The organism is Sinorhizobium sp. GQ132 (assembly GCF_059758575.1).
The window spans coordinates 368,970-393,776 of the sequence record NZ_JCAXDX010000001.1; the positions used below are offsets into that span (position 1 = coordinate 368,970).

Below are 24,807 nucleotides of genomic sequence, written 5' to 3' on the forward strand. Positions count from 1 at the left end.
AAGGGGGAGCGCCTCGAGGAACGATGCCGAAACAGCCTGCGAAGCTTGGACCGGCCCTTGCCGGCGAACACGCCGAGGCAAAGACGATTGCCTCTCTGCGGCGGCAGGCGGAGGGTTGCGAGCGCTGCGACCTCTACAAGAACGCCACCCAACTGGTCTTCGGCGAGGGCCCGGTCGACGCCCGTGTCGTGCTCGTCGGCGAACAGCCCGGCGACCGCGAGGACCTTGCCGGGCGCCCCTTCGTCGGACCCGCCGGGCGCGTCCTGGACGAATGCCTGCACGAAGCCGGCATCGATCGGTCGGAGTGCTATCTCACCAATGCCGTCAAACACTTCAAATTCGAACAGCGCGGCAAGCGCCGGCTGCATTCGCGGCCGAATGCCGGTGAGATTCAGGCCTGCGCCTGGTGGCTCGGCGCCGAACTCGATGAGCTCCGCCCCGAAATCGTCGTCGCGCTCGGGGCCACGGCGCTGATGTCCCTGCTCGGGCGAAGCGTGGGTGTCACCAGAAACCGCGGCGAGCTTCTGACGGCGCCCGGGGGCTTCTCCGTTCTCGTGACCATCCACCCCTCTTATCTTCTGAGAATCCGAGGCAGATCCGACCCCGAAGCGGAACGCGCCCGGTTTGTCGACGATCTCGCCAAGGTCAAGGCTCGCACCGGTTGACGGTCAGGACTGCCGGTCGAGTTCCGGATAGTGGCGGAAGACGCAGGATTCGTTGAAGGCGAGCCGCCGCTCCGAGGCCAGATAGCTCAGAATTCTCGGGCGTGCACGAACGGCATCATGCAAGGCGACCAGTCCGGGAATGTTTGCCTCATAGGCATCCATCGCCTTGGGAAAGGCATAGCGGAGGCCTTCGATCACCTGAAAAAGCGAAAGATCGACGTAGCTCAACCGGTCCGAGACCATATGGCTCGGCCCCTTGGGGTTCTGTGTGAGCACGCGTTCGAAATAGCCGAGAAACTTCGGCAGGCGCTCGGAGAGGAAATCGGCCGACCGCCTTAGCGCTTCGGGCTTTTGGTCCTCGAAATAGAGAGACAGGGCGATCGGATGATGCGTGTCGTGAATCTCCGCAACGAAATCGGTGATCGTCAGCTGCAGACCATTGGTGAGGGTTCGAAGTCCCTCGTCCTCGGCAACAAGACCGAGCCTCGGCCCGAGATAAAAAAGGATGTTGGCGACGTGGCTTATGACGAGGTCGCCATCGACGAGGAACGGGGGAGCGAAGGGAGCGGCGGCCTCACCGGGCTCCTTCATAAGCTTCAGCATTTCATTCGTGCCGCCTGGCTGGCGGGCAATGTCGACGTAATCCGCGCCGGCCTCCTCCAGCGCGAGGCGCACGAATTCACCGCGGCCGGGAATGCCGTCCCAGTAATAGAGCTTGTATGGCATGAAAGGTCCCCTTCTTTGCCAGCATTCATCTTTGTTCGCGGCCGGAGTCTTTTCTGAGCACGATTGAAGGAAACATACAGCCGCGCAATTCGTTCCGGTTCGGCAGGGAACGGAACATCCCTGCGCCGAGGAGAAAACCAATGAAAATCGAAGAGCTCATGTTCGCCGAAAGCGGCGGCGTACCGAACAACCCGCGCCTGCCGGTCCTGGTCTATCGTCAAGCGGTCGACGTTACCGAAAAGGGAGCCGCACGGATAGAGGAACGCTTCCAGGCCAATGGTTGGCGCGGCCTGTGGCGCAACGGCGTCTTTGCCCATCACCATTACCATTGCGGTGCGCACGAGGTTCTCGGAATCGCGGAAGGCCGGGCACGACTGCTGATCGGAGGGCCGGAGGGACAGGAGATCGAGGTCGCAGCCGGCGACGTCATCCTCCTCCCGGCGGGTACGGGCCACCGCCGGAACGAGGCTAGCGTGGATTTCCTGGTCGTCGGCGGCTATCCGCCGGGTCAGGATGCCGAGATCCAGAGCGAGCCCGCGACCGCGGATGACCGCAAGGCAATCGCCTCGGTGCCGCTGCCGAGCCTGGACCCCATTCTCGGCGCAGAAGGACCTGCGGTCACCGTGTGGCAGTCCGCCATGCATGCGGGGCGCGGTCTCGGCGAAGCACAGGGCCACTGATCACTTGCTGCAGTTCGTCAGCGCAGCCAGACCGGGAGATCGGCGGCGGTGCGGCAGCCCGCTGCCCGCTCTTTCAGTCCCAGTTTCTCCCAGGCGAATTTCTGGGCAGCGATCTGTGCCATTTCCTTGGTCTCGTAGATGTCCGGCAGCACGTATGCCTTACGGCCACACGACAGGAGCGCCCTGTGGCTCAGCAGATCGTAGTGAAGCTCGAGGTATTCTTCGGAATGCATGGAACCCTCCCAGGTGGCGATAAGGAAAACGGCAGCCGTCGCGGGAAGTTCCATGCTGCCCGCCGATTGCTGCGACGGTCTGCGCCGCCGACGGAACATAGACGTCGCTTTCGAGTTGATGACGCTTACGGGAGTTCAGTCATGAGCACGAACAAACATGGAGAACCGCGCCCGGGGGCTGATGCGCGCCCGCTCGACCCACCGAGCGTCGACGAGCCGATCGACGCATGGGGGCGAGATCGGAAGAGCGCGCCGCGGGTCGAGAACCAACTCGACGAACTACGCGAGCGAATCGCCCGGCTACAAGCCGAAATCGACGCCATCGCAACCGAGACCCACACGGCCGTAGGCACGGTGCCCGGAGGCGACAGGCTCGAAACAGCAAAGGACGTGGTTGCCGAAAAGCGCGACGAGATCAAGCGACTGACCGCGCGTCTCGAAGAGATCGAGCAGACACTTGGCGGTAACGCCTAGTTGCCGGACCTAAAACACGGTCATCCATACGCCGCGCCAGAAGAGCGAATCCGGGTCATCAAGGCGCTCGCAATCGTCGGCCGAAGGCTCCCGGATTTTTGCAGGCGCCGGCTCGATGCCGGTAAAAGGAGGCACAGGGCGCCCTTCGCGTTCCGTCGCGGGTTCCGGTTTTTTGATCGCAAGCATCGCGAGATCCTTTCCGCCGTAAAGGCATTCCGGCCCCAAGTGCTCCTTCCGCTTCCTCCTCCGAGATCCGTCTTCGGGTCAGTCCCGGTTAATGAATTTACAGAAGCGGCTGGGTTGCCCGTCGTCAGTCATGTCCTGATGGAGGAAGGCCAGGTTCTCGTCGTCGAAGATCTTGAAGAATTCGTCCCAGGAAATTTTCTCCAGCGTGTCTTCCGGTTTGCCGAAATCAACGCGAAGCAGACCACCACCGCCTTCGGTCGCGCCCTTAACGCGCGCCGGCTGCCCCTTGCGGGCTTCTATCCAATTGCGGATCGTGTCGTGGTCGATCGTAGTCATCGCAGCGGTCATCGGAAACTCCATCAACTGGCATGCCGGCGGCGCCTCCGTGTCCGAAGCGCCATCCTCAGCGGCAGCGAAAGCGGTGTGCGCTCAACGCGCCCCAGCTGTGTAAATCGATCGCTGCGCTTATTGTTCCGCCTCAGCGCCGTGCGCGGTCGCTTGGCTCCGCGGCGGTTGCCTCGTCGTCGTGCGGTTCCCAGCCGAATATGCTGCGCCCGCCGAAACGCGCGGAGTCCCTGAATTCGCCCGCGACGATCTCCTTGAGGTCGGGGCCGGTGACGTAGCGCTCCAGCCGGCGCGATTGCTCGTCGAGCCGCTTCAGAGCCGCAAGCTCTTCTTCGCGCCCGAGGCGGCCCTTGCTGACCGCGGACTTCATGATCCTGATCGTCTCGTCGTAGACTTTCAACGGCACGGGGAACGGATGGCGGTCCTTGCCGCCATGGGCGAGCGAAAAGCGGGCAGGGTCCGAGAACCTGCAAGGCGTCCCGTGGACCACCTCCGCGACCATCGCCAGCGCCTTGACCGTCCGCGCGCCCACGCCCGGCACCAGCAGCAGGTCCTTGAAATCCGCCGGACCACGGTCGGCGGCGGCGGCGAAGTTGCCGTGAAGGCGCCGGAGATTGACATCGCTTTCGCGTACATCGTGATGGGCAGGCATGAAGAGATGCGGCAGCATCGGCTGTGCCGGCGAGGCCACAGGAACCCCCCCGAGACTCGATCCGGGCGACCTCGCGCAAGAGCCCGTCGGGCCCGAATGACTGGAGGAGATCGAGCTGCGCAGTCCTCGATGCGGCGGCGCGGCGGTCGACCAGATTGACGATCTCGCCCTGTTCTCTGCCTTCGATCGCGCTATGCGGCGCGTCGACGAAGCTTGTCAGGCCCTCCGAGAGCCAGTGATAGCGCCTCGCCTGCCGGCGGTCGCCGTTCATGCCCTGCTGGACGACCACCCACCTGGCATCGTCCGTGACGACGAAACCGTGCAGGTAGAGATCGAAGCCGTCCTGAACGGCCGCACTGTCGACCTTGGCGACGAGGCGGCTCGCTTCTGCCAATGCGCCGCCATCGAAACCGACACGATCGCCGATCGATATGAGTTCGCCCGGCGTCTTGCGGGAGTGCTGGCCGCGGCCGCCGCAGACATGGATGCCCAACTCGCCGGCAAGCGGGGTAAGACCGCGTTTCAACGCACCGATGACGCTCGTGGTGATACCAGAGGAATGCCAGTCCATGCCCATGACGGCACCGAAGGACTGGAACCAGAACGGATGCGCAAGCCGCCTTAGAAACTCGTCGCGTCCATAGTGATGAACCACCGCTTCGGTGACCAGCGCGCCGAGGCGCGTCATACGGTCGCCGAGCCATCGCGGCACGCGGCCGCCATGCAGCGGGAGATCCGCATTGCCTGCTCTTTGAGCCATAGTGTTTCCGTTCTACGTCCCGACCGACAGGGCGCGTCGCCATCACGCGCCGCGCCGACCCACTTAACATAGTGGAAATTGGAGCACGAAGCGAAAAACGCAGGCACGAGGACGCGCCGCGCACGAAGACAACCTTGAGAACGAGTGCGAACCCAAGCCCTCGGAGGACGACGCCGCGGATCGAAGGCAATCCGCCAGCCGGAGGCGATGGGAGCACCGCAGTGCGAGCGGTTAAGCCTTCGCACTGCGGCCCGCCTCCTCCGGCGGCCGCCTTCGATCACGACCCTCGATATGCCGTCGCCTGCCCTAGCCGACAAACATCTGGCGCAACCGAGCAAACAGGCCTGGCTGTTTCTCGACAAGCATTGCGCGGATGTGGCGGGCGGCCGTCGATGCGCTGACCGTCGCGCCGAAATGGCAATAGCAGATGACCTTATGTAATTGCTCGTCGCTCAGCTCGAAAAACCGCCTCGCTTCGCCGTAGCTGTCGTTCTCCATCCCGGCGGTCCGGAAGACCGGATCCTCGAAGGCGACGGAGATCGGCGAACCGTCGCCGCGCATGGCCGCGCGGACTCTCGCCGGCTGATACTCTGTTTCGTGCAGCGTCGAAAGGCGTCTGTGAGGATCACGTTCCAGGAGTTCCGCCCAACGCTCAAGGCGCTCCTTGCGCGATAACGTCCGTCGCGGCAGGTCCTGCTTGACCTCGGCGACGCCCTGTAACTGCTCGATTGCTTGGTGCTTCATTGCGACCTCCTACTCTTACGATAGTTGGTCCCCCAATTTCCACCTCGTAGGCCTTATCAGCGTGACTCCAACCGGTCGGGAAGTCCAATCACGAAAATAGATCATGCCAAATTTGGCGCATGGCGCCGCACGCGGCGGCGCTCGTCACCCCTTGACGGCGCCGGACGTCAGCCCCGCCACGATCTTGCGCTGGAAGATCAGGACGAGAACGAGCAGCGGCAGCGTCACCGTGACGGACGCGGCCATGATCTGGCCGAACGGATATTCATAGCGGCTGCTGCCCGTCAGAAGGCCGATCGCGACCGGAACCGTCCGGTTCTCGTCGGTCAGAATGAAGGTGAGCGCGAAAAGGAATTCGTTCCATGCGAGGATGAACGAAAGCAGACCGGTGCTGGCAATCGCAGGCCCCATCAGAGGCAGCAGCACATGGGTGAGGATGCGCAGGCGCGAACAGCCGTCGATGAGCGCCGCCTCCTCCAATTCGTTCGGCAGGTCCCGAATGAAGCTCGTCAGGATCCATGTCGTAAAGGGCAAGGTGAGAATGAGATAGGAAACGATCAGGGCCGACGGCCGGTTGTAGAGCCCGAGCCATCCGATCACCTCGAACATTCCGGAAAGCACCACCACTTGCGGGAAGACCGAGATCATGAGAACGGCGATCAGAACGATGCGGCCCGGAGGAAAATGCAGGCGGCCGAGCGCGTAAGCTGCAAGAATGCCGATGACGAGGGAGATCGCCGTGCTGACAAGCGCGACCACGCCGGAATTGACGAGCGCGCCCATGAATACCGGATTGTCGAACAATTGCCTGTAGTTGCTGAAATCGAGCGCCGGCAGCAGAGTGAACTGGTAAAGCGCCTGCCCCGTCTTGGTCGAGGAGACGATCGCCCAGTAATAGGGAAACAGCATGTAGACGAGGACGGCCGCCACGCCGGCATAGAGTCCGGCCGTCTTGATGCGGCGCAAGGTCCGGTAAGTCGCGTTCGAATAGCGTCTCGTCGTGGCTGTGCTCACCGTCATCGATACCCCCTCAGCCCGTCGCCCGATCGAGGCGCAAAAGCCCGACGATGACGATGGCGATCAGCCCGATGATCATGAACACCCAGGTGGAAGCAGCGGCTCCAAGGCCGAGGTCCTGAAAGCTGATGAGCTGGTCGCGCGCATAGATCGACATCGTCATCGTGTTTTCGTTGTTGGCCGCAAGCACGTAGCTCAGATCGAACATGCGGAGCGCGTCGAGCGCGCGGAAGAGTATCGCGACACCGATCGCCGGGGTCGCGAGCGGCAAGGTTATGGACCAGAAGCGTTTCCAGTGCGGCACGCCGGAAACGTCCGCTGCCTCGTAGATTTCCTCGGGGATCAGTTGCAGGCCGGCAAGAATGAGGAGCACCATGAAGGGCGTCGTCACCCAGACGTCGATGAAGATCACCGTCCCGAGGATCAGCGAAGGATCGGCTGTCCAGGCGACGCCCTTTTCGACGAGTCCCAACGCGACCAGGAGCTTGTTGATGAGGCCGAACTGATCGTTGAGCATCCATTCCCAGATCCGGGCCGAGACGACCATCGGCATCGCCCAGGGAATGAGGATCGCCGCCCGCACGATGCCGCGGCCGGGAAAAGCGCGGTGAAGGAGCAAGGCGATCGCAAGTCCGAGAAGCGTCTCCAACCCGACGGATACGAGCGTGAAGACGAGCGTGTTCCTGACTGCGCCCCAGAACACCGGGTCTTCGGCGACTTCCACGAAATTCTCGAAACCCACGAATCCGTAATCCGAAGGGGCATCGAGATAAGCGTCGGTGAAGGAGAAGAAAATGCTGCGGGCGAGCGGCCATATCGCCACGGCCGCCAGCGTCAGCAGCAACGGGAGCAGGAATATCCATGCGGTGCGGCGTTGCTGCCGCTCCATCCGGCGGGCAGCGTTCACGACGAGGCTCCAAGGGCCAATGGAACGCTCGCGCGGTGATCGATGCGCCGGCCATCCTCTCCGAAGAGGTAGAGACTTTCCGGTTGCCAGCTCAGGCCGACGGGGTCGCCGGGGGCGACTTGCGGTGGACTTCCCGTCGAACGGACCGTCCAGACCAGCGTCTCGGTGAGCCGCACATAGCAGACATATTCATAGCCGAGGTCCTCGATCCGCTCGAAGGTTCCGCGGATCGCGCCTTTCGTGTCGGCACCGACAAGCTTCAAAGCCTCCGGCCGCAAGCCGATTTCCGCAGGCCGTCCTTCAGCCGCGGCATATTCTACGGCGTAGGCGAAGCCGCCAGCCCCCCTCAGAACCGTAGCGGCGGGGCCGGCCGCTTCGAGCGGGGCGAAATTCATTCTCGGGCTGCCGAGGAAGCCGGCAACGAAGCGATTTTCCGGCCGGTCGTAAAGCTCGCGCGGCCGCCCCACCTGCTCGATCTGCCCGTGGTTGAGAATGACGATCCGGTCGGCGAGCGTCATCGCTTCCGTCTGGTCGTGGGTGACATAGATCATCGTCGTCTTGACGTCGGCGTGCAGCTTGGCGATCTCGAAGCGCATTTCCATGCGCAGGTCCGCGTCGAGATTGGAAAGCGGCTCGTCGAAGAGGAAGACTTCCGGTTGGCCGACCAGCGCCCGGCCGATCGCCACGCGTTGCCGCTGACCGCCGGAAAGCTGGCGCGGCCGACGCTCGAGCAGGTGACCGATCTTCAGCATGTCCGCGACCCTGGCGACACGGCGACGGATTTCATCCTTGCCGAGCCGCGCCGTTTCCAACGCAAAGCCGATGTTTCGCGCCACATTCATATGCGGGTAGAGCGCGTATGATTGGAAGACGAAGGCCAGTCCACGTTTGGACGCCGGCACGTCCGTCACTTGGTCGCCGCCGATAAACACGTCGCCGCCGGAAACCGGCACGAGGCCGGCGATCAGTCGCAGAAGCGTCGACTTCCCGCAACCGGATGGGCCGACGAAGACGACGAACTCCCCGTCCTCGATCTCGAGATCGATGGAGCGGATCACGTCATAGGTGCCGAAGGTCTTGCTGACGTTCTTCAGGGAGACCGAAGCCATTCCATTTCCCTTCCAGGCCTTTCGCGGCAGCGCGTGGAACGCAGCCGGTTTCGATGAGGCGCCCCCGGCCGGGCCGAGGGCGAGCTCTCGTCATTTCGCCTTCACGTCGCGCTCGAGGCGGCGCTCGAGGTCGGCGAGTTCCTTGGCGACATCGTCCTTGCCGGAGATGATGTCGTGTACGGCCCGGTAGAAGGTGCGGGAAACGCGGTTATAGTTCTTGCCTGTCGCAGCCGACGGACGTGCGACCGATTCCTCGAAGGCAGTCTTCGCCATGCCCAGGAAGGGGATCTTAGCCAGCACATCGGCGTCCTCGTAGAGCGCCTCGACGGTCGGATTGTAGCCGCCTTCGATCGCACGCATCTTCTGGTCTTCCGCGCCGACCATATAGCGCAGCAGCTCCGCGGCAAGCTCCGGCTTCTTGGAATATTTGGAGACGCCGAGATAGGCCGTGCCGAGCGCGCCGCTCGACTTCTGCCCTTCCGCACCGACGGGAAGCGCGCTCACTCCGACCTTGCCGACGAGCTTGCCACCCTCGGCCTGCGACGTTCCCCAAACATAGGGCCAGTTGCGGTGGAAGACGGCATTGCCGCTCTCGAAGAGGGCACGTGAGTTTTCCTCGTCATAGTTCAAGACCCCCTCGGGCGAGATCGTACCGATCCAGCCTCGGGCACGGGTGAGCGCCGCCTCCGTCTGCGGATTGTTGATCGTCACCTCGCCGTCGTCGGAAAGAATGGTGCCGCCGCCGGCGGAAGCGATCCACTCCAGAGCATCGCATGTCAGGCCCTCATAGCTCCTGCCCTGCCAGGAATAGCCCCAGATGTCCGGGCTGCCGGCCTTGCGCTCCGCGTCCTGGATCTCCTTGGCTGTCGCCGTCAGCTCATCCCAGGTCTTCGGGGGCTGCTTGCCGTATTTCTCCAGAAGGTCCTTGCGGTAGAACATGAGGCCCGTATCGATATAGAAGGGCATCGACAGGAGCTTGCCGTCGAGGCGCGCCGCATCCGCGGCAGGGGCGAAATGCGCCGTCACCTCGTTCTCGGGTACGAGAGAGGTCAGATCGAGGAGATGATCCTTGAACATGCCGAGCCAGATGACGTCGATATAGAGGACGTCCATGTCGGACGACTGGGCCGCAAACAATTGCTGATAGATCGGAATGGCGTCGTCGAGGTTCTGCGGCATCCGGTTGAGCTTCACCTCGTGCCCGGTGTCTTTCGTCCATTTCTGGACGGCCTTCTCGCAAAGTTCGTAATCGGTCGCCGAACAGAACATCGACACGGTGTCCGCCTTTGCCGGAAAGGCCGATGCGACGGCAAAAACGGTCATGCCTGCGAGTGTTTTCAACATATGCTTCATGTTCGTTCCCTCGTTTGTTCGCTTGTGAATGCAAGCTATATCGCGGCCTCCCGCCGCCGATATTTCATCAGATCCTCTTTGAAAGGCAGGTTGCGGCCGCCATATCCCGTCACGGCCAGCGAGCCGCAGATCACGCCGAGCTCGATCGCGCCGCCGATGTCAGGCTCGGTAAGGAGCCCGTGAACGAAGCCGGCGTTGAAACTGTCGCCTGCGCCCGTCGTATCGAAGACCTCGACGGCAAGCGCCGGCACGCGGGTCGTCCGGCCCTTGGAGGAAGCGATCGCTCCGTCCGCTCCGCACTTGATCACGACGGTCGGGCAGAAGCGGGCGATCGACGACAGCGCATGCTCCACGTCCTCCTCGCCCGTCAGCGCCTTCGCTTCCGATGCGTTCGGCAGAAAGACGTCGATCAGTCCCAGCATGTCCTCCATTCCGGGCGTCGAGAGCCGGTAGTCGACATGCTGGCAGTCCGAACAGACGGTGATCCCGAGTTCGCGCGCGGCCTCGATCAGGCGCCGTCTTTCATTGTCGAGCGAAAACCCCTGCAGAAGCAGTATGCGCGGCCTGATCCGCGCCAGATCCTCCGGCGTCGGCAAGGGGTCCGGCTCTTCGGCATAGCTGATGAAGCCGCGGTCATGCGCGAAAGAAAAGGCTGCACTCACGCGGCGCAGCGGCCTGTCGATATGGATGAAGAGGCGATCGTCGATATTCTCGCGGCGCGCTTCCTCGAGGATCATGCGGCTGAAGATATCGTTGCCGAACTGGCACCACCAACCGGCACTCGTTCCGAGCCGCGCGAATGCCAGCGCCGTCGAATAGGCGGCACCCGGCACCCACTCGAATTCCTCCGCCCAGAGATCGGCGCTGATCTTCGGCACCTCCGGGAGGCCACGGAAGATCAGGTCGAAGTAGTATTCTCCGACCACCATCACGTCATTGCGTGAACCGGGGCCGGGGCCGGCGCCGATCACGACCATCCCCCTGCGAACTCGGCGTGTGCCGCCAGATACTCATCGACCAGAGGCACGGCGCGCGAATAGGAAAGCACAAGGGGGTGAGCCATGAGCGCCTGGACCGCAAGATCGCGGCTGCGTTCCCTGATCGCCCGCACGGCCAGCCGTTCGTAGCGCTTCACATTGTGGACGAGCTGCGACTGCGCTTCCGGCATCGCACCGATCTTCAGCGGCCGGATACCTTCGCCATCGACCACGCAGCTCACCTCCACGACATCGTCGTCCCGCAAGCCTTCGATTGCGCCTTCGTTGCGCACGTTGAGGCCGGTATAGCAGGGTTTGCCGGTCTCAAGCGCATCGACCAGATTGAGCGCGACGCCGGCATAGCCCTCGCCCTCCTCTCCCGTCTCCGCGGCGGCAAGGCCTTCGACCAGCCGGTCGGCCTCTTCCATGCTGGGGGCGTCCGTCAGCGCATAATGCATATAGGTGGCGTTGCGGCGCCGCTCGTAAGCGTAATAGGCGGTGAGCGCCGCATCGGCGCCGGTATTCAGATCCATCGCGCTAAGCCGCGTGATCAGCGCTGCGTTCAGGTCCTTGACCTCCTCGCCGCGCGTGCGTGCATCGGCCTTGAGCGCCTCGACCGCCTTCTCCGCATAATAGTAGTAGTAGAGATATTCGTTGATCCAGTTGCGCTGGCTTCTGATGAGGCTCGCATCGAACATGCGCTGCGAGGTGGAGCGAAGAAAGCCGTCGTCATCGAGCAGCGGCTGAAGGACTTCCTTGCCGTCAATCGTCGCGCGCCTGGTAAAGGACAGATGGTTGAGCCCATAGACCTCGCAGCGCACGTCGTTCTGCTGCACCTTGTACCAGTGCGCCAGCGCCTCCTGCGCACCGTTCGCCCCGTCACAGATGCCGACGGTACGATGATAGCCCTCGTTCTGCAGCGCCTGAGTCACGAGCCCCGCCGGATTGGTGAAGTTGAACAGCCACGCATCGGGACTGACCTTCTTCAGGATCTCGGCATATTTCAGAATGACCGGAATGCTGCGGAGGGCCATGGCGAACCCGCCGGGACCGGTGGTTTCCTGACCAAGCACCCCGTGGGCCAGGGCGATGCGCTCGTCCTTGATACGCCCATCCTCGTTGCCGGGGCGAACCGTCGTCACCACATAGGCCGCGCCGTCGAGCGCGCGTTCTGCGTCGGCCGCCATGGTGATCCGGACCGGGGATTGCATACGCCGCGCCAGTTCCTGGCTTATACGCCCGAAAAGCTCGAGTTTGCGCTCGTTGATGTCCTGCAGGCAGATCTCGGTCAGGCCGCTTCTCTCCGCGCGCCTCAGCGCCGAACCGACAAAAAGGGGTGCTCGGACTCCGCCGCCGCCGATCAAGGTCAGTTTCATTCTTTACTCCGCCGTTCCGATCGTGGTATCGCTACTGGATATAACCAGTTATGTCAATTCGGGCAGAAGCCGTTTTCCCGGTTCCACTGCCGATCGCCGGAGTAGTCAGCGGCGCCTGCCGGCGATCCGAAAAGCCGCTTGGTACTTGTCTTCGGTCCGGACAGGTGCAATGCAAAAGAACATCCGGAAACCGGCGGCTGAAACAAGAGAGCATGGCACGACAAGCGAACCTACCGGACGAAAGCCCCATCGATCGCAACCATCCGGATGCGCTTTACGCGCAGCTACGAAACCTTCTGAAAGGCATGATCGAGCGGCGCGAGCTGTCGGTGAACGATAAGCTCCCTTCCGAGCGGGAACTGGTGGCCGCCTACGGCGTCAGCCGCATCACCGTGCGCCAGGCGATCAAGGAACTCGAAAATCTCGGCTACCTGCAGACGCGGCCTGGAAAGGGCATCTACGTGACAGCGCCCGCGCCGTTTTACGAACTGGAAGTCGTTCGCAGCTTCACCCAGACGGCCCATGCAAACAATCGCAAGCCCGGCATGCGGCTCCTCAAGGCGGAGATCGTCCGGGCCGATCCGGAGGTCGCAAGACCGCTTTCACTGCCGACCGGCGCCGAAGTGGTCTTTCTCGAGAGGCTGCGCCTTCTCGACGACTTACCGGTGGTCGTGCAGCGGGACTGGTTCTCCGCCTCGCTCGCGCCCGGCATTCTCGACATCGACTGGACGGTCGAGAACAGGTCGCTTTACGGCGAATTCGAGAACCGCTACGGCATCGTCCCGACGCGCGGACAATCGACCTTGAGCGCGAGGCTTGCATCCGACCTGGAGGCGTCCCTGCTCCAACTCGAGCGGCCGGCGGCCGTCCTGACGCTCGATCAGATCGCCTATGACAATCACAACCGTACCGTCAATATCAGCGCGGCAGCCTATCATCCGACGCGCTATCCGCTTTCGCTGAGGCAGTCGCACCGGCGCTTCTAGCCAGAGCACTTCCGGGAAGTGTGTAGCGGTTCCCATCCGGAAGTGCGTAGTTTCAAAGCGGTTGAGCAATTCCAGGAAATGTCCAATACCGCCCGGCGCCGATCTCAATCTTCCCGGAAGGCATGCCGCATCTGGTCGGTAAGGGGCTTGGTCAGATAGGAGATCACCGTCCGGTCGGCGATCTTGATGAACACCTCGGCCGGCATGCCCGGATAGAGCGAAAGGCCCTTCAGCTTGGCGAGGCTCTCCGCTTTCGGCCGGATGCGCAGCGGGTAGTAGCTGGCGCCGGTGCGCTCGTCCGTGACGAGATCAGGAGCGACGGTCACGACTTCGGCTTCGACCTCCGGCGTGGTGCGCTGGTTGAAGGCGCTGAAGCGGATTTCGACCGGCTGGCCGACACGGATCTGGTCGATGTCGTGGGTCGCGACCTTCGCCTCGACCGTCAGGTCCTCGGCCTCGGGCACGACAAGCATCAGCGTTTCGCCCGGATTGATGACGCCGTTGACGGTATGGATCGCCAGTTGGTAAATGCGCCCGGGAAGCGGCGCGGTGATATCGAGGCGGCGCAGCTGGTCGGTCGCGGCGGTGCGGCGCTCCTCATATTCGGCGATCTTCGCCTCGACGTCCGTCAGTTCCTTCGATATCTCGCTGCGCCGGTCCTCGTCCAACTGCAGGATCTGCAGGTCGATCTCGCTCGACTTGCCGCGCGCCTGGGCCCGGGCGGCGATGTGCCTGCCGCGCCCACCCTCCAGCTCCGCCCTCTGGCGCTTCAGCGTCGTTACCCGCTGCATAGGCACGAGGCCCTGGCCGAAAAGCGAATCGACTCCGGTCAGCTCCTCCGCAATCAGCTTCAGCGCCTCCTCGATCGCGTTCAACTGCACAGTGAGCCCCTCGACCTCATCGGCGAGCTGCGCCTTTCGCGATTCGAGCTGTCCCTTCATGCCGGAAAGCGCCGACCGGCGGCTGTCAAAGAGCCGCTGTTCGCCCTCTATGAGCTTCGCCGCCGCCGTGCCGGGGATGAACTCGGCAAGATCCTCCTCGATTTCGAAGGATGCGGCGCCGATCCGCTCCGCCTGCAGCCGGGCGCGTCGGGCGTAGAACTGCGCCAGCGTGCTTTCGATGATCGCCAGATTGGCGCGCACGGTCGTACCGTCCAGGCGGATCAGCACCTGGCCCGCCTCGACCCGATCGCCTTCCTTGACCAGGAGTTCGCCGACAATGCCACCGGTCAGATGCTGGACTTTCTTGACGTTGTCGTCGACGATCACGACGCCGCCGGCAACGATGGCGCTCGACAGCTCCGTCGTCGCGGCCCAGCCGCCGACGCCGGCAACGAGGGCGAGCGCAAGGACCGAGACGCCGATCAAATGCCGGGAGAGCGACCGGCGTGCAGTCGGCTTCTGCTGCTGGATCCAGCCCTTCATTGCTTCGCCTCCTGCCCTTCCGTAACGACTTTCAGGGCATTCTGTCGCTCCACCTGTTGCGGGCGAAGCACCTGGCCGAGAACCTGCTCCTTCGGCCCGAAGGCCTGCATGCGACCCTCGTTCATCATCAGCACGAGATCGACGCTTGCAAGCGCGCTCGGCCGATGGGCGACGACGATGACGATGCCGCCGCGGCTGCGCACGCTCATGATCGCTTCGCTCAGCGCCTGCTCGCCCTCCGCATCGAGATTGGAATTCGGCTCGTCGAGAACGACGAAGAAGGGATCGCGGTAAAGGGCCCTCGCCAGAGCCACCCGTTGCCGCTGGCCAGCCGAAAGCGTCATGCCGCCATCGCCGATCTCGGTGTCATAGCCGTTCGGCAGGCGCAGGATCAGATCGTTGACACGCGCCGCCTTCGCGGCGGCGACGATCGCCTCCGATGTCGCGTCTTCGGCAAAGCGGCAGATGTTCTGCGCGATCGTCCCGGCGAACAGTTCCACGTCCTGCGGCAGGTATCCGACATGTTTGCCGAGCGCGTCGCTGTCCCACTGGTCGAGCGCCGCGCCGTCGAGCCGAACGGAACCGCGATAGGCGGGCCAGATGCCGAGGATGGCGCGCGCCAAAGACGATTTTCCCGAAGCACTCGGGCCGATCACGCCGACGGCGCCGCCGGCACGGACGGTGAAGTTCACATCAGAGACGATGAGGCGCTGTGCCGCGGGCGGACCGCTTGCCAGCCCCTCCACCGTGAGGCGTTCGCGCGGGTCCGGAAGCTGGAGCGGCGCGTCGGCCTCCGGCAGGGCTTTGAGCAATTCCTTGAGACGCTGCCAGCTCTGACGTGCCGCGACAAGACCGCGCCAGTTGCCGATCGCAAGTTCCACGGGCGCAAGAGCCCGGGCCGTCAGGATCGAGCCGGCGATGATGATGCCGGGCGAAGCTTCGCCCCGGATCACCAGAACGGCGCCAGCCGCCAGAACGCCGGATTGCAGCGCCATGCGGAAAACCTTCGACAACGCGCCATAGCCGTTGCCGATGTCGGATGTACGCCGGTTCTCGTCGCGGAATTCCGTATTGCGGCGCTCCCACAGCGCAGTGAGCCGCGCGGACATGCCCATGGCATGCACCACTTCGGCATTGCGCTGGGACGCCTGAGCGAAGGCGTTGCGCAGCCCTCCGGCTTCGGACGCTTTCTTGGCAGGCGCCTGCGTGCCGCGGTTGGTGAGATAGGTGAGCAACGTCAGGATCAACCCGCCGATGATCGCGATCAACCCGATGACCGGGTGAAAAAGAAAGCAAATCGCGATGTAGAAAGGCAGCCAGGGCAGGTCGAAGAGCGCGGCCGGACCGACGCCCGACAGGAACGACCGGACCTGATCGAAGTCGCGCAGCGCCTGGAGGCCGTCTCCCTGCATTCTGAGCTTCAACGGCGCCTTCACGATGGCGCGGTAGATGCGTCCGTTCAGGCTCTCGTCGAGGGCGCCGGCGATGCGTACCAGCATCCGCCCGCGGATGAGCTCGAAGGCTCCCTGAAAGGCATAGAGCAACAGCGCGAGGAGAGAGAGGGCAATCAACGACGGAATGCTGCGGCTCGGCAGGATCCGGTCGTAGACTTCGAGCATGAAGAACGAACCGGTGAGATAGAGAAGATTGACGAGCGCGCTGGCGATGCCGACGCCGATAAAGGCCGCCCGGCAATCGCGTAGTGCGGCGGCTGGATCGGCATTCCTGCCCTTGGATGTAGCCATGAACTCAGGCACCGGCTGATATCTCGCTATCGGGTTTCAGGTGCATGCGGCTCCTTTTCTCTTCATCCGCCGCCGAACACCGCAGACCGGCCATCCGCATCGACGCTTTTTTGTCCCGTTGTCTGGATCGTGCCGGCTCATACTTCCAAAGCTCGCAAGGAAGAGTTGTTCCCGAAAATATAATGATGTACGCCAAACTTGCTTAATTGACTACCGGTCACTGCGAATCCCGCGCTTTGCTGCCGGCACTCGCGCCATCACTCCATCGAAGCTGCGGCCTCTGCCAGAGGGGCGGACACCGTCGGAGGGATCGGCTCGGCCGTCGCTGCCAGAGAGCTTCCCTCGATGCTGCCGCCCCTTCCCCATGTCGCGGCAAGGCTCATCAGTTCCTCCATTTCCCGCCGGAGCCGATGCCATGCGAGAATCTCGTCCGCGTGCGTCGCATTGGTGCGCGGATCATAGAAGCGGCCTATCTCGTCGCCGGCGCTCCTGCGGGCGGCCTCGAGCCGCCCCTTCAAGGCGCCCGCCTCCTCCTTCAGCGAAAAATACCGGCGCATCACCGCAATCAGGGCAAGATCGTTCGGACTGGCGTTCACAAGCATTCCTCCGCGCAATTTCTTCAGCCCGACGGCGCAGGGACTCGCGGCCGGCAGGGCCGGCCCCAATTGCCCAAGACTTTGGCACTTTTCCGGCAAGGCGGGAGAAAATGCGGCGCACGAAAAAAAGAACGACCCGGCGGAATATCCACCGGGTCGTTCCTCGTCCTGATGAGACCTTTCGGCCGGATGGATCCAATGACCCGTGCTTGGCTTAGGCCTCGAGGCGTCTGCGCCCGCCCGTGTCGCCCTCGACCTGCTCCATTTCCCGCCTATTGTGCCGGATCGAAGACCAGAGCGAAAGACCGATGAGGCCCGCCCCGCCGAGGCCGGTAATGACTTCGGGAATGTGGATCAGCGTCTGGAAGTACATGACCACGGAAAGGATCAGGATAGCGTAGAAAGCGCCGTGCTCCAGGTAACGGTATTCACTGAGCGTGCCCTTCTCGACCAGCATGATCGTCATGGAGCGGACATACATCGCCCCGATGCCGAGCCCGATGGCGATGATGAAAAGGTTCTGGGTCAAAGCGAAAGCGCCGATCACCCCGTCGAAGGAGAAGCTGGCGTCGAGCACTTCCAGATAAAGGAAAGCCCCGAAGCCCCCCTTCGCCGCAGCGCTCATCGTCTGCTGCGAGGCGTCGAGCAGACCGCCGACCACCTCGACGGCCAGGAAGGTAAGGAGGCCGTAAACGCAGGCATGAACGAAGACCACGGCTTCTTCCGCTTCGAGCAGCCTCGAAAAGCCGAGTATGAGCGCCAGCACGAAGGCAATTTCGACGCCTTTGATGGTCGCAAAGCGTGCCATCCGGCTCTCCAGCCATGCAATCCAGTGAACGTCCTTCTCATGATCGAAGAAATAGGTGAGACCGACCATCATCAGGAACGTACCGCCAAATGCGGCGATCGGCAGATGCGCCTCGTGCATGATCCGGGAATACTCCTCGGGCCGGGCGGCTGCGAGAATTACGGCATCGATCGGACCGATACCCGCGGCGATGACCACGATCAGCAGCGGAAAGACGATGCGCATCCCGAAAACGGCGATGAGGATGCCCCAGGTCAGGAAGCGCTGCTGCCAGACGGGAGTCATGTCCTTGAGCTTGTTGGCATTGACGATGGCGTTGTCGAAGGACAACGAGATTTCCAGGACGGCAAGCACGGTGCAGATGAAGAACACCGTCATCATTCCGCCGATGGTGCCGGTCGACTGCCAGCCGAGCCATCCGCCGAGCAGAAGCCCGGCAGCCGTAACGATGAACGCCCATTTGAAATAACCGAGGGCGGTTGTCTGTGCGCTGGATCCGGTCATCGGCGAACCTCCCCTCCACGCGCTGTGGAAGCGTGGGCGAAAGGGAGATTTCCGGAGACGAAAAAACGCACGGCCGTATGGGCACATGCGTGAGGCATGAGATCAGTTTTCATGGTAGCTATATCCGCCGGCGTGACTTGCTGGCGGTACCGACATCACGAGAGCGCCGTAAACTCTCGCCAGAGGGGCCCGGCACCAATGTTCATCCCGCATTCCGATGTCCAAGAGCGGGACGTCTCTTACTTAGCGATGCCGCGCCTTGCGTCAAGGGGCAGGCGCGTGCTCGCAGCGGAACCAAAAGCCCGTTTCCCAAGTTTCGTTTCCAGCCGGCAACAACCCCGCGAGGCTAGCGTCATGCATTGTTTCTGGTGGGATAAGAGTGTCGAATTGGAACTCGGAACCGAGGGCAAATATCGCGACGTGAAAAGCACGCGCGAGGCCGTAGAATGCCTGTTGCAGCGATGGCCGCGCCGGGATGGCCCGGCCCTGGCCGCAGCCAAGCGCGTATGCCTCCAGGCTCTGGACGGCAAGGTAAAGACCGAAAGGGCCCGCAGGGCGTTTATAAAGGCAGCGGAAGAGGCACATATTTCGATCCGCAGCCATTAGACCAGGACAATTCAGATTCCAACGCGTTGAAAGACGCGGTCGATCGAGTTTCGGAGTGGGACGCGGGAGGCGCCGTGCTGGCAGCCTTCGGATTGGGCGAGGCAGAACGATGTACGAGATTCCATGGAGCAAGCCCGTCAATATCAACATGCTCGACGGCAGGTGCCGCACGGTTGTCGGCCCGCTCGACGCGATGCACTGCCTGCAAAGCGAGTGGCCGGTGCGGGACGGCGCCTATTATGGATGCGCCATCCGTGCATGCAATGCGGCGCTCAAGCGCAGAAAGAGGCCGGAAGATGCGCGGGCTGCTTTCATCGCCGCTTTGCGGGAGGCCTTTCTGACGGTCGTGCCGCTGCAGGAGGAAGGTCATGGACCCCGGCCCTTGGAATGAATGCGTCCCCGTGCGGATGCCCGATGATCCGCAGATCCACATGGTGTCGAACACCCGACAGGCGGTCGAGTTGCTGACGAAGCGATGGCCGGTCAGCCATGGCCAGGCTTACCAGGCGGCAATCGACATTTGCATGGCGGTGCTCGAACGCGAGTCCCCCGCCTATGTCGCGCGGGCGGCCTTCGTCGCTGCCGCGAAAGAGGCGCAGGTCAATATCGTAAGCTGACCGATATATGAGCGGGAGGACACCGCATGCGGCTTCCCGCGCGCACCCGATTCAACGTGCCTACGAAGCGTTGCGCGCCTGACGGAGCTTGGCGTCGAATGGGAACTCTTCGCCTGCTTACGTGTTGATCAGCGGATCAACAAACGTGGGATATCCGATGCCAAAGGCCAATGGTTTCAGCAGGTTTGCAAGTACGGTGGCGGAGTATGCCGGGCGCCCCGCCGTCTTTGTCCTCGCCCTTGTATTGATAGCCGTATGGGCCCTCACAGGCCCGATCTTCGGTTTCTCCCAGACGTGGCAACTCGTCGTCAATACCGGCACGACGATCGTCACCTTCCTGATGGTCTTCGTCCTTCAGAACACGCAGAACCGGGACGGCCGGGCGCTTCAGACGAAGCTCGACGAGCTCATTCTGACCAGCTCGGCTGAGAACCGTTACGTAGGCATTGAAAGGCTCGACGAGAAAGAGCTGAAACGCCTGGGCGAGATACTCCAGCAGCACGCTCACGACGAAGACGATCATACGCTTCGGGAAAAGGTCGCGGACGTTCTCAGCCGGCGGCCGCCGGTCCGGAGCTAGGCGTCGGAACCAAAACACACCGCATCCGTTTGCCTGACGAATGGCGGGCAACCGCATAACCCAATGCGGCATGGAAGCGCCGCAGCGAGCGAGGAGGTGCCGTATGCATCTTGTAGGTACACAGGTGATCCCCGAACAGGCCGGGAAAGCCGGCTTCACGGTCGAATTCGTCGGCGACGGCGGCGAGATCGTTTCGGTCACGATGCGCAACGACGCGGCCGCAAACCTCAATCGGCTCAACGCCATCGAAAAGGCGCAAGCCGTCATGCGTGAGTTCGCGTCTGCCGATTGCAGCGCGATCGAGGAGTCCCAGGAGACCTCGAAAATCCACCGCAGCGCACGCGGCGCGAAAGACACGGATGAAATGGAAAGGCAGCTCGACGAGGGCCTCGAGGACACATTCCCCGCCAGCGATCCGGTATCCGTTACGGTTTCCACCATCCCGACCGACCGCGCGAAGAACGGCCAGCCATGAACCAGTCCTCGCCCGTCGCCTTGATCACCGGTGCCGGGTCCGGCATCGGCCGAGCCACCGCGTTTGCGCTTGCCGCAGACGGCGTGAAGGTAGGAGCGCTGGGGCGCACCCGCATGGAGGTGGAGGAAGTCGCCGATGAGATCGTCGGTGCCGGCGGACAGGCGATCGCGCTGGAGGCGGATATCTCCGACGAGCTGCAGATGCGCAACGCAGTCAGAGATCTCGTGCTCAAGTTCGGCCAACTGGATATCGTCGTCGCCAATGCCGGCATCAACGGCGTGTGGGCGCCGATCGATGACCTGAAGCCTTTCGAATGGGACGAGACGATCGCCGTCAACCTGCGCGGCACGTTCCTGACCCTGCATTTGACGGTCCCCTACCTGAAACAGCGCGGAGGCGGCGCCATCGTGGTCGTTTCGTCGATCAATGGCACCCGCACCTTCACGACACCGGGCGCCACGGCCTACACTGCCACGAAGGCGGCGCAGGTCGCGATCGTTCAGCAATTGGCGCTGGAGCTCGGCAAGCACCACATCCGGGTCAACGCCGTTTGCCCCGGCGAGATTGAGACGAACATCAACGAGAACACCAAGCTGCGCCACGAAGCGGAAACGGCAATTCCCGTCGAATGGCCGGAGGGGCAGGTGCCTATCACCGACGGGCAACCGGGACGCAGCGAAGACGTGGCGGAGCTTATCCGTTTTCTCGTCTCCGAGCGCGCGCGCCACGTGACCGGAAGCCCCGTCTGGATCGACGGCGGCCAGGGCCTGCTGCGATAGTTCCTCCCCTCGTCACCGATCATGATCGACAAGAATGCGTTCCGCGCTCGCTCGCCGGCCGTCTTTCCCGGTCTCGCCCGAGATGCGTTCCCCTCGCGACACTTCCACACGCAAAGCCGCACAGGAAAGGGCCCCGCCCGGGGCGGCGGGGCCCAGTATTTTGTTCGTTATTATTGAGGAGCGCGTGGATCCGTAGGGGCTTTGCGGAGAGGGAACTTGATTCCACGCGGTCCGACTATCAAACCGTGCAGCGATGCGTTTGTTCCCTTCGCACCGGATAATGTTGTCGCGTCCGTATTTTCCCGGACGATACCGCCGACGAGGGCAAGCGATGGCGGCGAATGAATCGTTAACCATCTAGCCGATAGAGGTGGCTGGTGATGAACGTGGGGTGATTCGATGGCAGCTGAGTTTGGTGAACGAGCCATGGTCCGGGGCGGCGAAGTGGTCGCGTTTCCTTTGGCGGCACGCGCAGGCGATGTCGAGCGCTGCGCACGCGAACTCGATCTGATACACGGGCCCGCTGCCGTCCACTACTGGAAGAGCGAGTGCCGAAAGCTCGCCGAGCAGCTTTCCGCACTGGGTCTACGGGAGGACGATATACGAAACGAGGTCCTCGCGTTCCAGGCGGAAGTCCAGATTGCTATCGCCGAACGCTATCAGGAGCCTGCGGCCCGGAACCGCTCCGACAGCCGCCCATGATGCCTCGATCTTTGTAACGCCGGATTAAATCACCCGGTCCAGCTGTGTACGCTGAACTGCGCTTCCTCGGCGGCCTTGATGAAGGCGGCACGTGCGACATCGGGCTCGTCATCGCCGTCGATCACGCGCTCGCATGCTGCAAAGGCCTCGCGCTTTGCGTCTCCGTCGGCAACCGGCCAGTGATTTTTGAGGCAAAGAAAAGCGTCGCGGGTGCTCTGTACCCGTAGCACGCGGTTCTCACCGGCCTCGAGAATCACCGCCTCGCTCCAGAGGCGATCCTGCGTCAGCATGTCGACATTCCTTCAAGCTGGTTATCGACGGGCGCGGGCCGGTTGATTCCCTCGAGAACGAGACCGCCGAGTTCCGGATTGACCCGGCTGATGTCCGCAAGAGCCACGATACCGGCCGCGTGTCGCTTCCCGTTGACGACGACGAGGCGCCGGATGCGCAGGTCGTGCATTTTCTGGGCGGCAAGCAAGAGGCTGTCGTCCTCCTCGCAGGATTCGGCAGCGACTGTCATGAACTCGAACACGGCCGTGGAACTGGACAGCCCCTGCGCGACAACGGAGGTAACGATATCCCGATCGGTGACGATCCCGAGGATCGTTCCGACACCCGGCGTTTCCACCGGCACCGCGCCAACCCCTGTCTCGGCCATGAGCCGGGCGACGGACTGCGCCGTATCGGTGGGAGAAACGGTGAAAACCTGTCGAGACATTACGTCCCGCACACGGACCATCTTGTCCTCATGGCCGGCCATCGATGAGGCTCCTCCCATTGATCGAGGCCGGAATTGCCACCTCATCTGCGGTCGACTTCTTTGGAGTGAGGTCGACACGGTAAGGGCCAATGACCTGAGGTTGCCAGGTATTCCGCCCGGATTTCTTCGGATTTGGATTTTCAGGCGGCCGGGCAAAGTTCGGACGCTTCTGTTTCAGTCGAACGCGCACGATACGCTCCCTTCTCTTGCGTGGACATGCGGGGGCTGAAAACGCAGCCTTTCGATTAACGCACGAAGGTAGAAGGGGTTCCGGTTTAATTGCCCCGGCAGGCGTCTCAAGGCGGCTCAGGGTCCAGATCCGTTCGGTCCCTCGCATCCTGCAGGATGGAAGCGATTTCCGACGTCATGGCGTTCTGCCTGGCAAAGGCTTCCGAGGGTACGACGCCGGGATCTTCCTCATGATCCTGAACGATGGGCACCTCTTCCAGGGCGCGGTTGATTTCCGCCCAGACGTCCTTGTGGCGGTAAAGCGCGGATAGAACGGCAACGAGGATTTCTCTGTGCGCCGCCAGGCGAAACTCGATGCTTTGATTTTCCATCTATCGCCCTCAACGGCTTGCGTGGCGGCGCATACCGCCACGCTCGTGATTCAGGGACAGGAGCCGCACGAAGCAGACTTGCGCATGCATGCTGCGCACCTCCAGCGCCGCGTCTCCGTCAGAGACGCAATGCTACTCCAAGACTTCCACGACCGTGTGCGTCTTCGGATTTACCACGACGCGCTTTTCGTTGACGATCGCATAGGCAAAATCGGGCTGGTCCGGGATCGTGTGGATCTCCACTGTTTCCGGAATCGGTTGCCCGACGACAATCTCGCCTTCATAGGTGATAGAAGGCGTGTTCTGCTCCATCACGTAGGTTCTCACTTCGCCCGGCAGGACGACTGTCGTCTGCGCGACGGCCGATGAACCGATCAAAAGCAGTGCGGCAGTCATAGATGCAAATCTCTTCATGGCGTTCTCCTTCCACTCAACTGAATGTCCCTAGACCACTCAAACTGGTAATGTCGCTTTTGGTTCCCGTGGTCGAGCGGTGGAGATCTCTCCCGGTGTACGGCCGCGCGATCAGATGCCGCATTGAGCGTGTCGGGGAAATATCCCCCGCCTCTCAGGAACCAAAGGGCCGGAAAGGCATTTCCCAACGTCACCTAGAGAAATCTTCATAGGCAGAAGGGCAATATTCGACATGCCTGCTATCGGCGGTCACGCATCGCAACAATCACCGCTGCTTGAGGAGCAAGTCGTCGATCTGATTCCCGCTCTGCGGGCGTTCGCTCGAACGTTCACGTCAGCGTCGTTCGAGGCCGACGACCTCGTTCAGGAGACATTGTTCCGGGCGTTAAGAAGCATCGAGCAGTTCGAGCCCGGTACGAGCCTCAAGTCCTGGCTGTTCACGATCATGCGAAATGCATTTCGTACTCAGTACAAGATCCGCACGCGGGAAAGCCCGGGGAGCACCAATTGCGCCGAATTGCCGATTCCAACGGCGCCGTCGCAGGAGTGGTCCGTCCTCAACGGCGAGCTGCGCAGCGCGCTTGGGGCTCTTTCACCGGAGCACCGCGAGGTCCTCGTGCTCGTTGCCGGATTCGGCATGAGCTATAAGGAAGCCGCTGACATATGCGACTGCGCGATCGGTACGATCAAGAGCCGGCTCAGCCGGGCACGTGACGAACTGACGGCGCAAATGCACGGCAATCCGCTGAACTGAGCGGACGAGCGGCTCAACGAGAGCAAACCGGCTTCCGGTCAGCGCTTCCGCTCGTCAAGGGCCTTTTGCAACTCCCGCGCCAGTTCGAGAAGTCGCTCCGGGACTGCTTCCTTGCGCATCTTCTGGACGAGCGACGCAATCCGCTCATCAACGGCTTTTTCCGCGTCCGCATCCGCGGAAACCCTGCTATCGTCCATTCGCCCGTCCTTAACCACGACCCGGATCCTGCTACAGAATATTGTTCCCGCTCGGCGCTGTACATCATCAAAACGGCGGGCGTGAAAGGGCTACAG

The 24,807-nt window shown here is 62.5% G+C and carries 32 protein-coding genes and 1 pseudogene; 12 read left to right on the top strand and 21 right to left on the bottom strand.

Annotated elements, in window-relative coordinates; genetic code table 11:
* Positions 1-23: 23 nt before the first annotated feature.
* Positions 24-665 carry a UdgX family uracil-DNA binding protein gene (locus AC6CIG_RS01645; RefSeq protein WP_275599317.1) on the top strand — a complete coding sequence of 214 codons (642 nt, stop codon included), beginning with the start codon at positions 24-26 and terminating at the stop codon, positions 663-665.
* 3 nt (positions 666-668) lie between these two features.
* Here the strand turns inward: AC6CIG_RS01645 and AC6CIG_RS01650 are convergent, their stop codons facing one another.
* Complete coding sequence (locus AC6CIG_RS01650; protein WP_100671529.1) at positions 669-1,391, bottom strand: glutathione S-transferase; 723 nt, start codon at positions 1,389-1,391, stop codon at positions 669-671.
* Positions 1,392-1,531: 140 nt separating this feature from the next.
* On the opposite strand from AC6CIG_RS01650, the gene AC6CIG_RS01655 reads away from it, so the two are divergent.
* Entirely contained in the window at positions 1,532-2,071 is a 540-nt protein-coding gene (locus AC6CIG_RS01655; protein WP_498322090.1) for a cupin domain-containing protein, read from the top strand.
* Positions 2,072-2,088: 17 nt separating this feature from the next.
* On the opposite strand, the gene AC6CIG_RS01660 is transcribed toward AC6CIG_RS01655, so the two are convergent.
* Complete coding sequence (locus AC6CIG_RS01660; RefSeq protein ID WP_026169042.1) at positions 2,089-2,304, bottom strand: hypothetical protein; 216 nt, start codon at positions 2,302-2,304, stop codon at positions 2,089-2,091.
* A 141-nt stretch (positions 2,305-2,445) separates the two neighbouring features.
* On the opposite strand from AC6CIG_RS01660, the gene AC6CIG_RS01665 reads away from it, so the two are divergent.
* A complete protein-coding gene (locus AC6CIG_RS01665) occupies positions 2,446-2,778 on the top strand; it encodes a hypothetical protein (RefSeq protein ID WP_018099012.1) in 333 nt (110 codons plus the stop codon).
* 9 nt (positions 2,779-2,787) lie between these two features.
* Here the strand turns inward: AC6CIG_RS01665 and AC6CIG_RS01670 are convergent, their stop codons facing one another.
* From AC6CIG_RS01670 to AC6CIG_RS01715, 10 genes and pseudogenes are all read right to left on the bottom strand, one after another.
* Entirely contained in the window at positions 2,788-2,964 is a 177-nt protein-coding gene (locus AC6CIG_RS01670) for a hypothetical protein (protein ID WP_498322092.1), read from the bottom strand.
* A 78-nt stretch (positions 2,965-3,042) separates the two neighbouring features.
* Positions 3,043-3,312, bottom strand: coding sequence for a hypothetical protein (locus AC6CIG_RS01675; RefSeq protein WP_086017526.1), 270 nt, complete (start codon positions 3,310-3,312; stop codon positions 3,043-3,045).
* Positions 3,313-3,442: 130 nt separating this feature from the next.
* A pseudogene (locus tag AC6CIG_RS01680) lies at positions 3,443-4,721 on the bottom strand (DUF763 domain-containing protein).
* Between the two features lie 306 nt (positions 4,722-5,027).
* Positions 5,028-5,465, bottom strand: coding sequence for a hypothetical protein (locus AC6CIG_RS01685; RefSeq protein ID WP_018099016.1), 438 nt, complete (start codon positions 5,463-5,465; stop codon positions 5,028-5,030).
* 144 nt (positions 5,466-5,609) lie between these two features.
* Positions 5,610-6,485 (bottom strand): carbohydrate ABC transporter permease, encoded by an 876-nt coding sequence (locus AC6CIG_RS01690; protein ID WP_018099017.1) that lies wholly within the window; start codon positions 6,483-6,485, stop codon positions 5,610-5,612.
* Positions 6,486-6,495: 10 nt separating this feature from the next.
* Positions 6,496-7,389: a carbohydrate ABC transporter permease gene (locus AC6CIG_RS01695; RefSeq protein ID WP_018099018.1), complete on the bottom strand. Its 894-nt coding sequence runs from the start codon at positions 7,387-7,389 to the stop codon at positions 6,496-6,498.
* The gene (locus AC6CIG_RS01700; protein ID WP_018099019.1) at positions 7,386-8,498 is read right to left on the bottom strand and encodes an ABC transporter ATP-binding protein; all 1,113 of its coding nucleotides are present in this window, start codon (positions 8,496-8,498) and stop codon (positions 7,386-7,388) included. The genes AC6CIG_RS01695 and AC6CIG_RS01700 overlap by 4 nt, the downstream gene beginning before the upstream one ends.
* 90 nt (positions 8,499-8,588) lie before the next feature.
* Complete coding sequence (locus AC6CIG_RS01705) at positions 8,589-9,851, bottom strand: ABC transporter substrate-binding protein (RefSeq protein ID WP_498322094.1); 1,263 nt, start codon at positions 9,849-9,851, stop codon at positions 8,589-8,591.
* A 35-nt stretch (positions 9,852-9,886) separates the two neighbouring features.
* Entirely contained in the window at positions 9,887-10,822 is a 936-nt protein-coding gene (locus AC6CIG_RS01710; protein ID WP_033047840.1) for a carbohydrate kinase family protein, read from the bottom strand.
* Positions 10,819-12,204, bottom strand: a complete 1,386-nt coding sequence (locus AC6CIG_RS01715; protein WP_498322096.1) for a 6-phospho-beta-glucosidase — start codon at positions 12,202-12,204, stop codon at positions 10,819-10,821. The genes AC6CIG_RS01710 and AC6CIG_RS01715 overlap by 4 nt, the downstream gene beginning before the upstream one ends.
* Positions 12,205-12,416: 212 nt before the next feature.
* Here AC6CIG_RS01715 and AC6CIG_RS01720 point away from each other — a divergent pair, with 212 nt between their 5' ends.
* Entirely contained in the window at positions 12,417-13,190 is a 774-nt protein-coding gene (locus AC6CIG_RS01720) for a GntR family transcriptional regulator (protein WP_498322098.1), read from the top strand.
* 104 nt (positions 13,191-13,294) lie between these two features.
* Here the strand turns inward: AC6CIG_RS01720 and AC6CIG_RS01725 are convergent, their stop codons facing one another.
* The 4 genes from AC6CIG_RS01725 to AC6CIG_RS01740 form a co-directional block, all read right to left on the bottom strand.
* The gene (locus AC6CIG_RS01725) at positions 13,295-14,614 is read right to left on the bottom strand and encodes an HlyD family type I secretion periplasmic adaptor subunit (RefSeq protein ID WP_018099024.1); all 1,320 of its coding nucleotides are present in this window, start codon (positions 14,612-14,614) and stop codon (positions 13,295-13,297) included.
* On the bottom strand, positions 14,611-16,359 hold the full coding sequence (locus AC6CIG_RS01730) for a type I secretion system permease/ATPase (RefSeq protein ID WP_498322100.1): 1,749 nt from the start codon (positions 16,357-16,359) through the stop codon (positions 14,611-14,613). Before AC6CIG_RS01730 ends, AC6CIG_RS01725 begins: the two co-directional genes overlap by 4 nt.
* 257 nt (positions 16,360-16,616) lie before the next feature.
* Positions 16,617-16,961: a hypothetical protein gene (locus AC6CIG_RS01735; RefSeq protein ID WP_411922935.1), complete on the bottom strand. Its 345-nt coding sequence runs from the start codon at positions 16,959-16,961 to the stop codon at positions 16,617-16,619.
* Between the two features lie 208 nt (positions 16,962-17,169).
* The gene (locus tag AC6CIG_RS01740; protein ID WP_498322101.1) at positions 17,170-18,267 is read right to left on the bottom strand and encodes a DUF475 domain-containing protein; all 1,098 of its coding nucleotides are present in this window, start codon (positions 18,265-18,267) and stop codon (positions 17,170-17,172) included.
* 354 nt (positions 18,268-18,621) lie between these two features.
* On the opposite strand from AC6CIG_RS01740, the gene AC6CIG_RS01745 reads away from it, so the two are divergent.
* The 7 genes from AC6CIG_RS01745 (at position 18,622) to AC6CIG_RS01775 (ending at position 22,026) form a co-directional block, all read left to right on the top strand.
* A complete protein-coding gene (locus AC6CIG_RS01745) occupies positions 18,622-18,873 on the top strand; it encodes a DUF982 domain-containing protein (RefSeq protein WP_013850417.1) in 252 nt (83 codons plus the stop codon).
* 109 nt (positions 18,874-18,982) lie between these two features.
* On the top strand, positions 18,983-19,264 hold the full coding sequence (locus AC6CIG_RS01750) for a DUF982 domain-containing protein (RefSeq protein WP_003526277.1): 282 nt from the start codon (positions 18,983-18,985) through the stop codon (positions 19,262-19,264).
* Positions 19,242-19,490: a DUF982 domain-containing protein gene (locus tag AC6CIG_RS01755; protein ID WP_013850416.1), complete on the top strand. Its 249-nt coding sequence runs from the start codon at positions 19,242-19,244 to the stop codon at positions 19,488-19,490. The genes AC6CIG_RS01750 and AC6CIG_RS01755 overlap by 23 nt, the downstream gene beginning before the upstream one ends.
* Positions 19,491-19,647: 157 nt before the next feature.
* Positions 19,648-20,070 carry a low affinity iron permease family protein gene (locus tag AC6CIG_RS01760; protein ID WP_102761700.1) on the top strand — a complete coding sequence of 141 codons (423 nt, stop codon included), beginning with the start codon at positions 19,648-19,650 and terminating at the stop codon, positions 20,068-20,070.
* 103 nt (positions 20,071-20,173) lie between these two features.
* Positions 20,174-20,545: a hypothetical protein gene (locus tag AC6CIG_RS01765; RefSeq protein ID WP_164866837.1), complete on the top strand. Its 372-nt coding sequence runs from the start codon at positions 20,174-20,176 to the stop codon at positions 20,543-20,545.
* Complete coding sequence (locus tag AC6CIG_RS01770) at positions 20,542-21,324, top strand: SDR family oxidoreductase (protein WP_102761698.1); 783 nt, start codon at positions 20,542-20,544, stop codon at positions 21,322-21,324. Before AC6CIG_RS01765 ends, AC6CIG_RS01770 begins: the two co-directional genes overlap by 4 nt.
* 399 nt (positions 21,325-21,723) lie before the next feature.
* Positions 21,724-22,026, top strand: coding sequence for a DUF6074 family protein (locus AC6CIG_RS01775; RefSeq protein WP_018099030.1), 303 nt, complete (start codon positions 21,724-21,726; stop codon positions 22,024-22,026).
* A gap of 29 nt (positions 22,027-22,055) precedes the next feature.
* Here the strand turns inward: AC6CIG_RS01775 and AC6CIG_RS01780 are convergent, their stop codons facing one another.
* From AC6CIG_RS01780 to AC6CIG_RS01795, 4 genes are all read right to left on the bottom strand, one after another.
* Entirely contained in the window at positions 22,056-22,316 is a 261-nt protein-coding gene (locus AC6CIG_RS01780; protein WP_018099031.1) for a DUF982 domain-containing protein, read from the bottom strand.
* A complete protein-coding gene (locus AC6CIG_RS01785) occupies positions 22,310-22,786 on the bottom strand; it encodes a CBS domain-containing protein (protein ID WP_018099032.1) in 477 nt (158 codons plus the stop codon). Before AC6CIG_RS01785 ends, AC6CIG_RS01780 begins: the two co-directional genes overlap by 7 nt.
* A 296-nt stretch (positions 22,787-23,082) precedes the next feature.
* Positions 23,083-23,346, bottom strand: a complete 264-nt coding sequence (locus AC6CIG_RS01790) for a hypothetical protein (protein ID WP_102761696.1) — start codon at positions 23,344-23,346, stop codon at positions 23,083-23,085.
* A gap of 132 nt (positions 23,347-23,478) precedes the next feature.
* Positions 23,479-23,760: a DUF1236 domain-containing protein gene (locus AC6CIG_RS01795; protein ID WP_018099034.1), complete on the bottom strand. Its 282-nt coding sequence runs from the start codon at positions 23,758-23,760 to the stop codon at positions 23,479-23,481.
* 232 nt (positions 23,761-23,992) lie between these two features.
* On the opposite strand from AC6CIG_RS01795, the gene AC6CIG_RS01800 reads away from it, so the two are divergent.
* Complete coding sequence (locus tag AC6CIG_RS01800) at positions 23,993-24,514, top strand: sigma-70 family RNA polymerase sigma factor (protein ID WP_018099035.1); 522 nt, start codon at positions 23,993-23,995, stop codon at positions 24,512-24,514.
* Positions 24,515-24,552: 38 nt separating this feature from the next.
* On the opposite strand, the gene AC6CIG_RS01805 is transcribed toward AC6CIG_RS01800, so the two are convergent.
* The gene (locus tag AC6CIG_RS01805; protein WP_018099036.1) at positions 24,553-24,711 is read right to left on the bottom strand and encodes a hypothetical protein; all 159 of its coding nucleotides are present in this window, start codon (positions 24,709-24,711) and stop codon (positions 24,553-24,555) included.
* Positions 24,712-24,807: the final 96 nt, after the last annotated feature.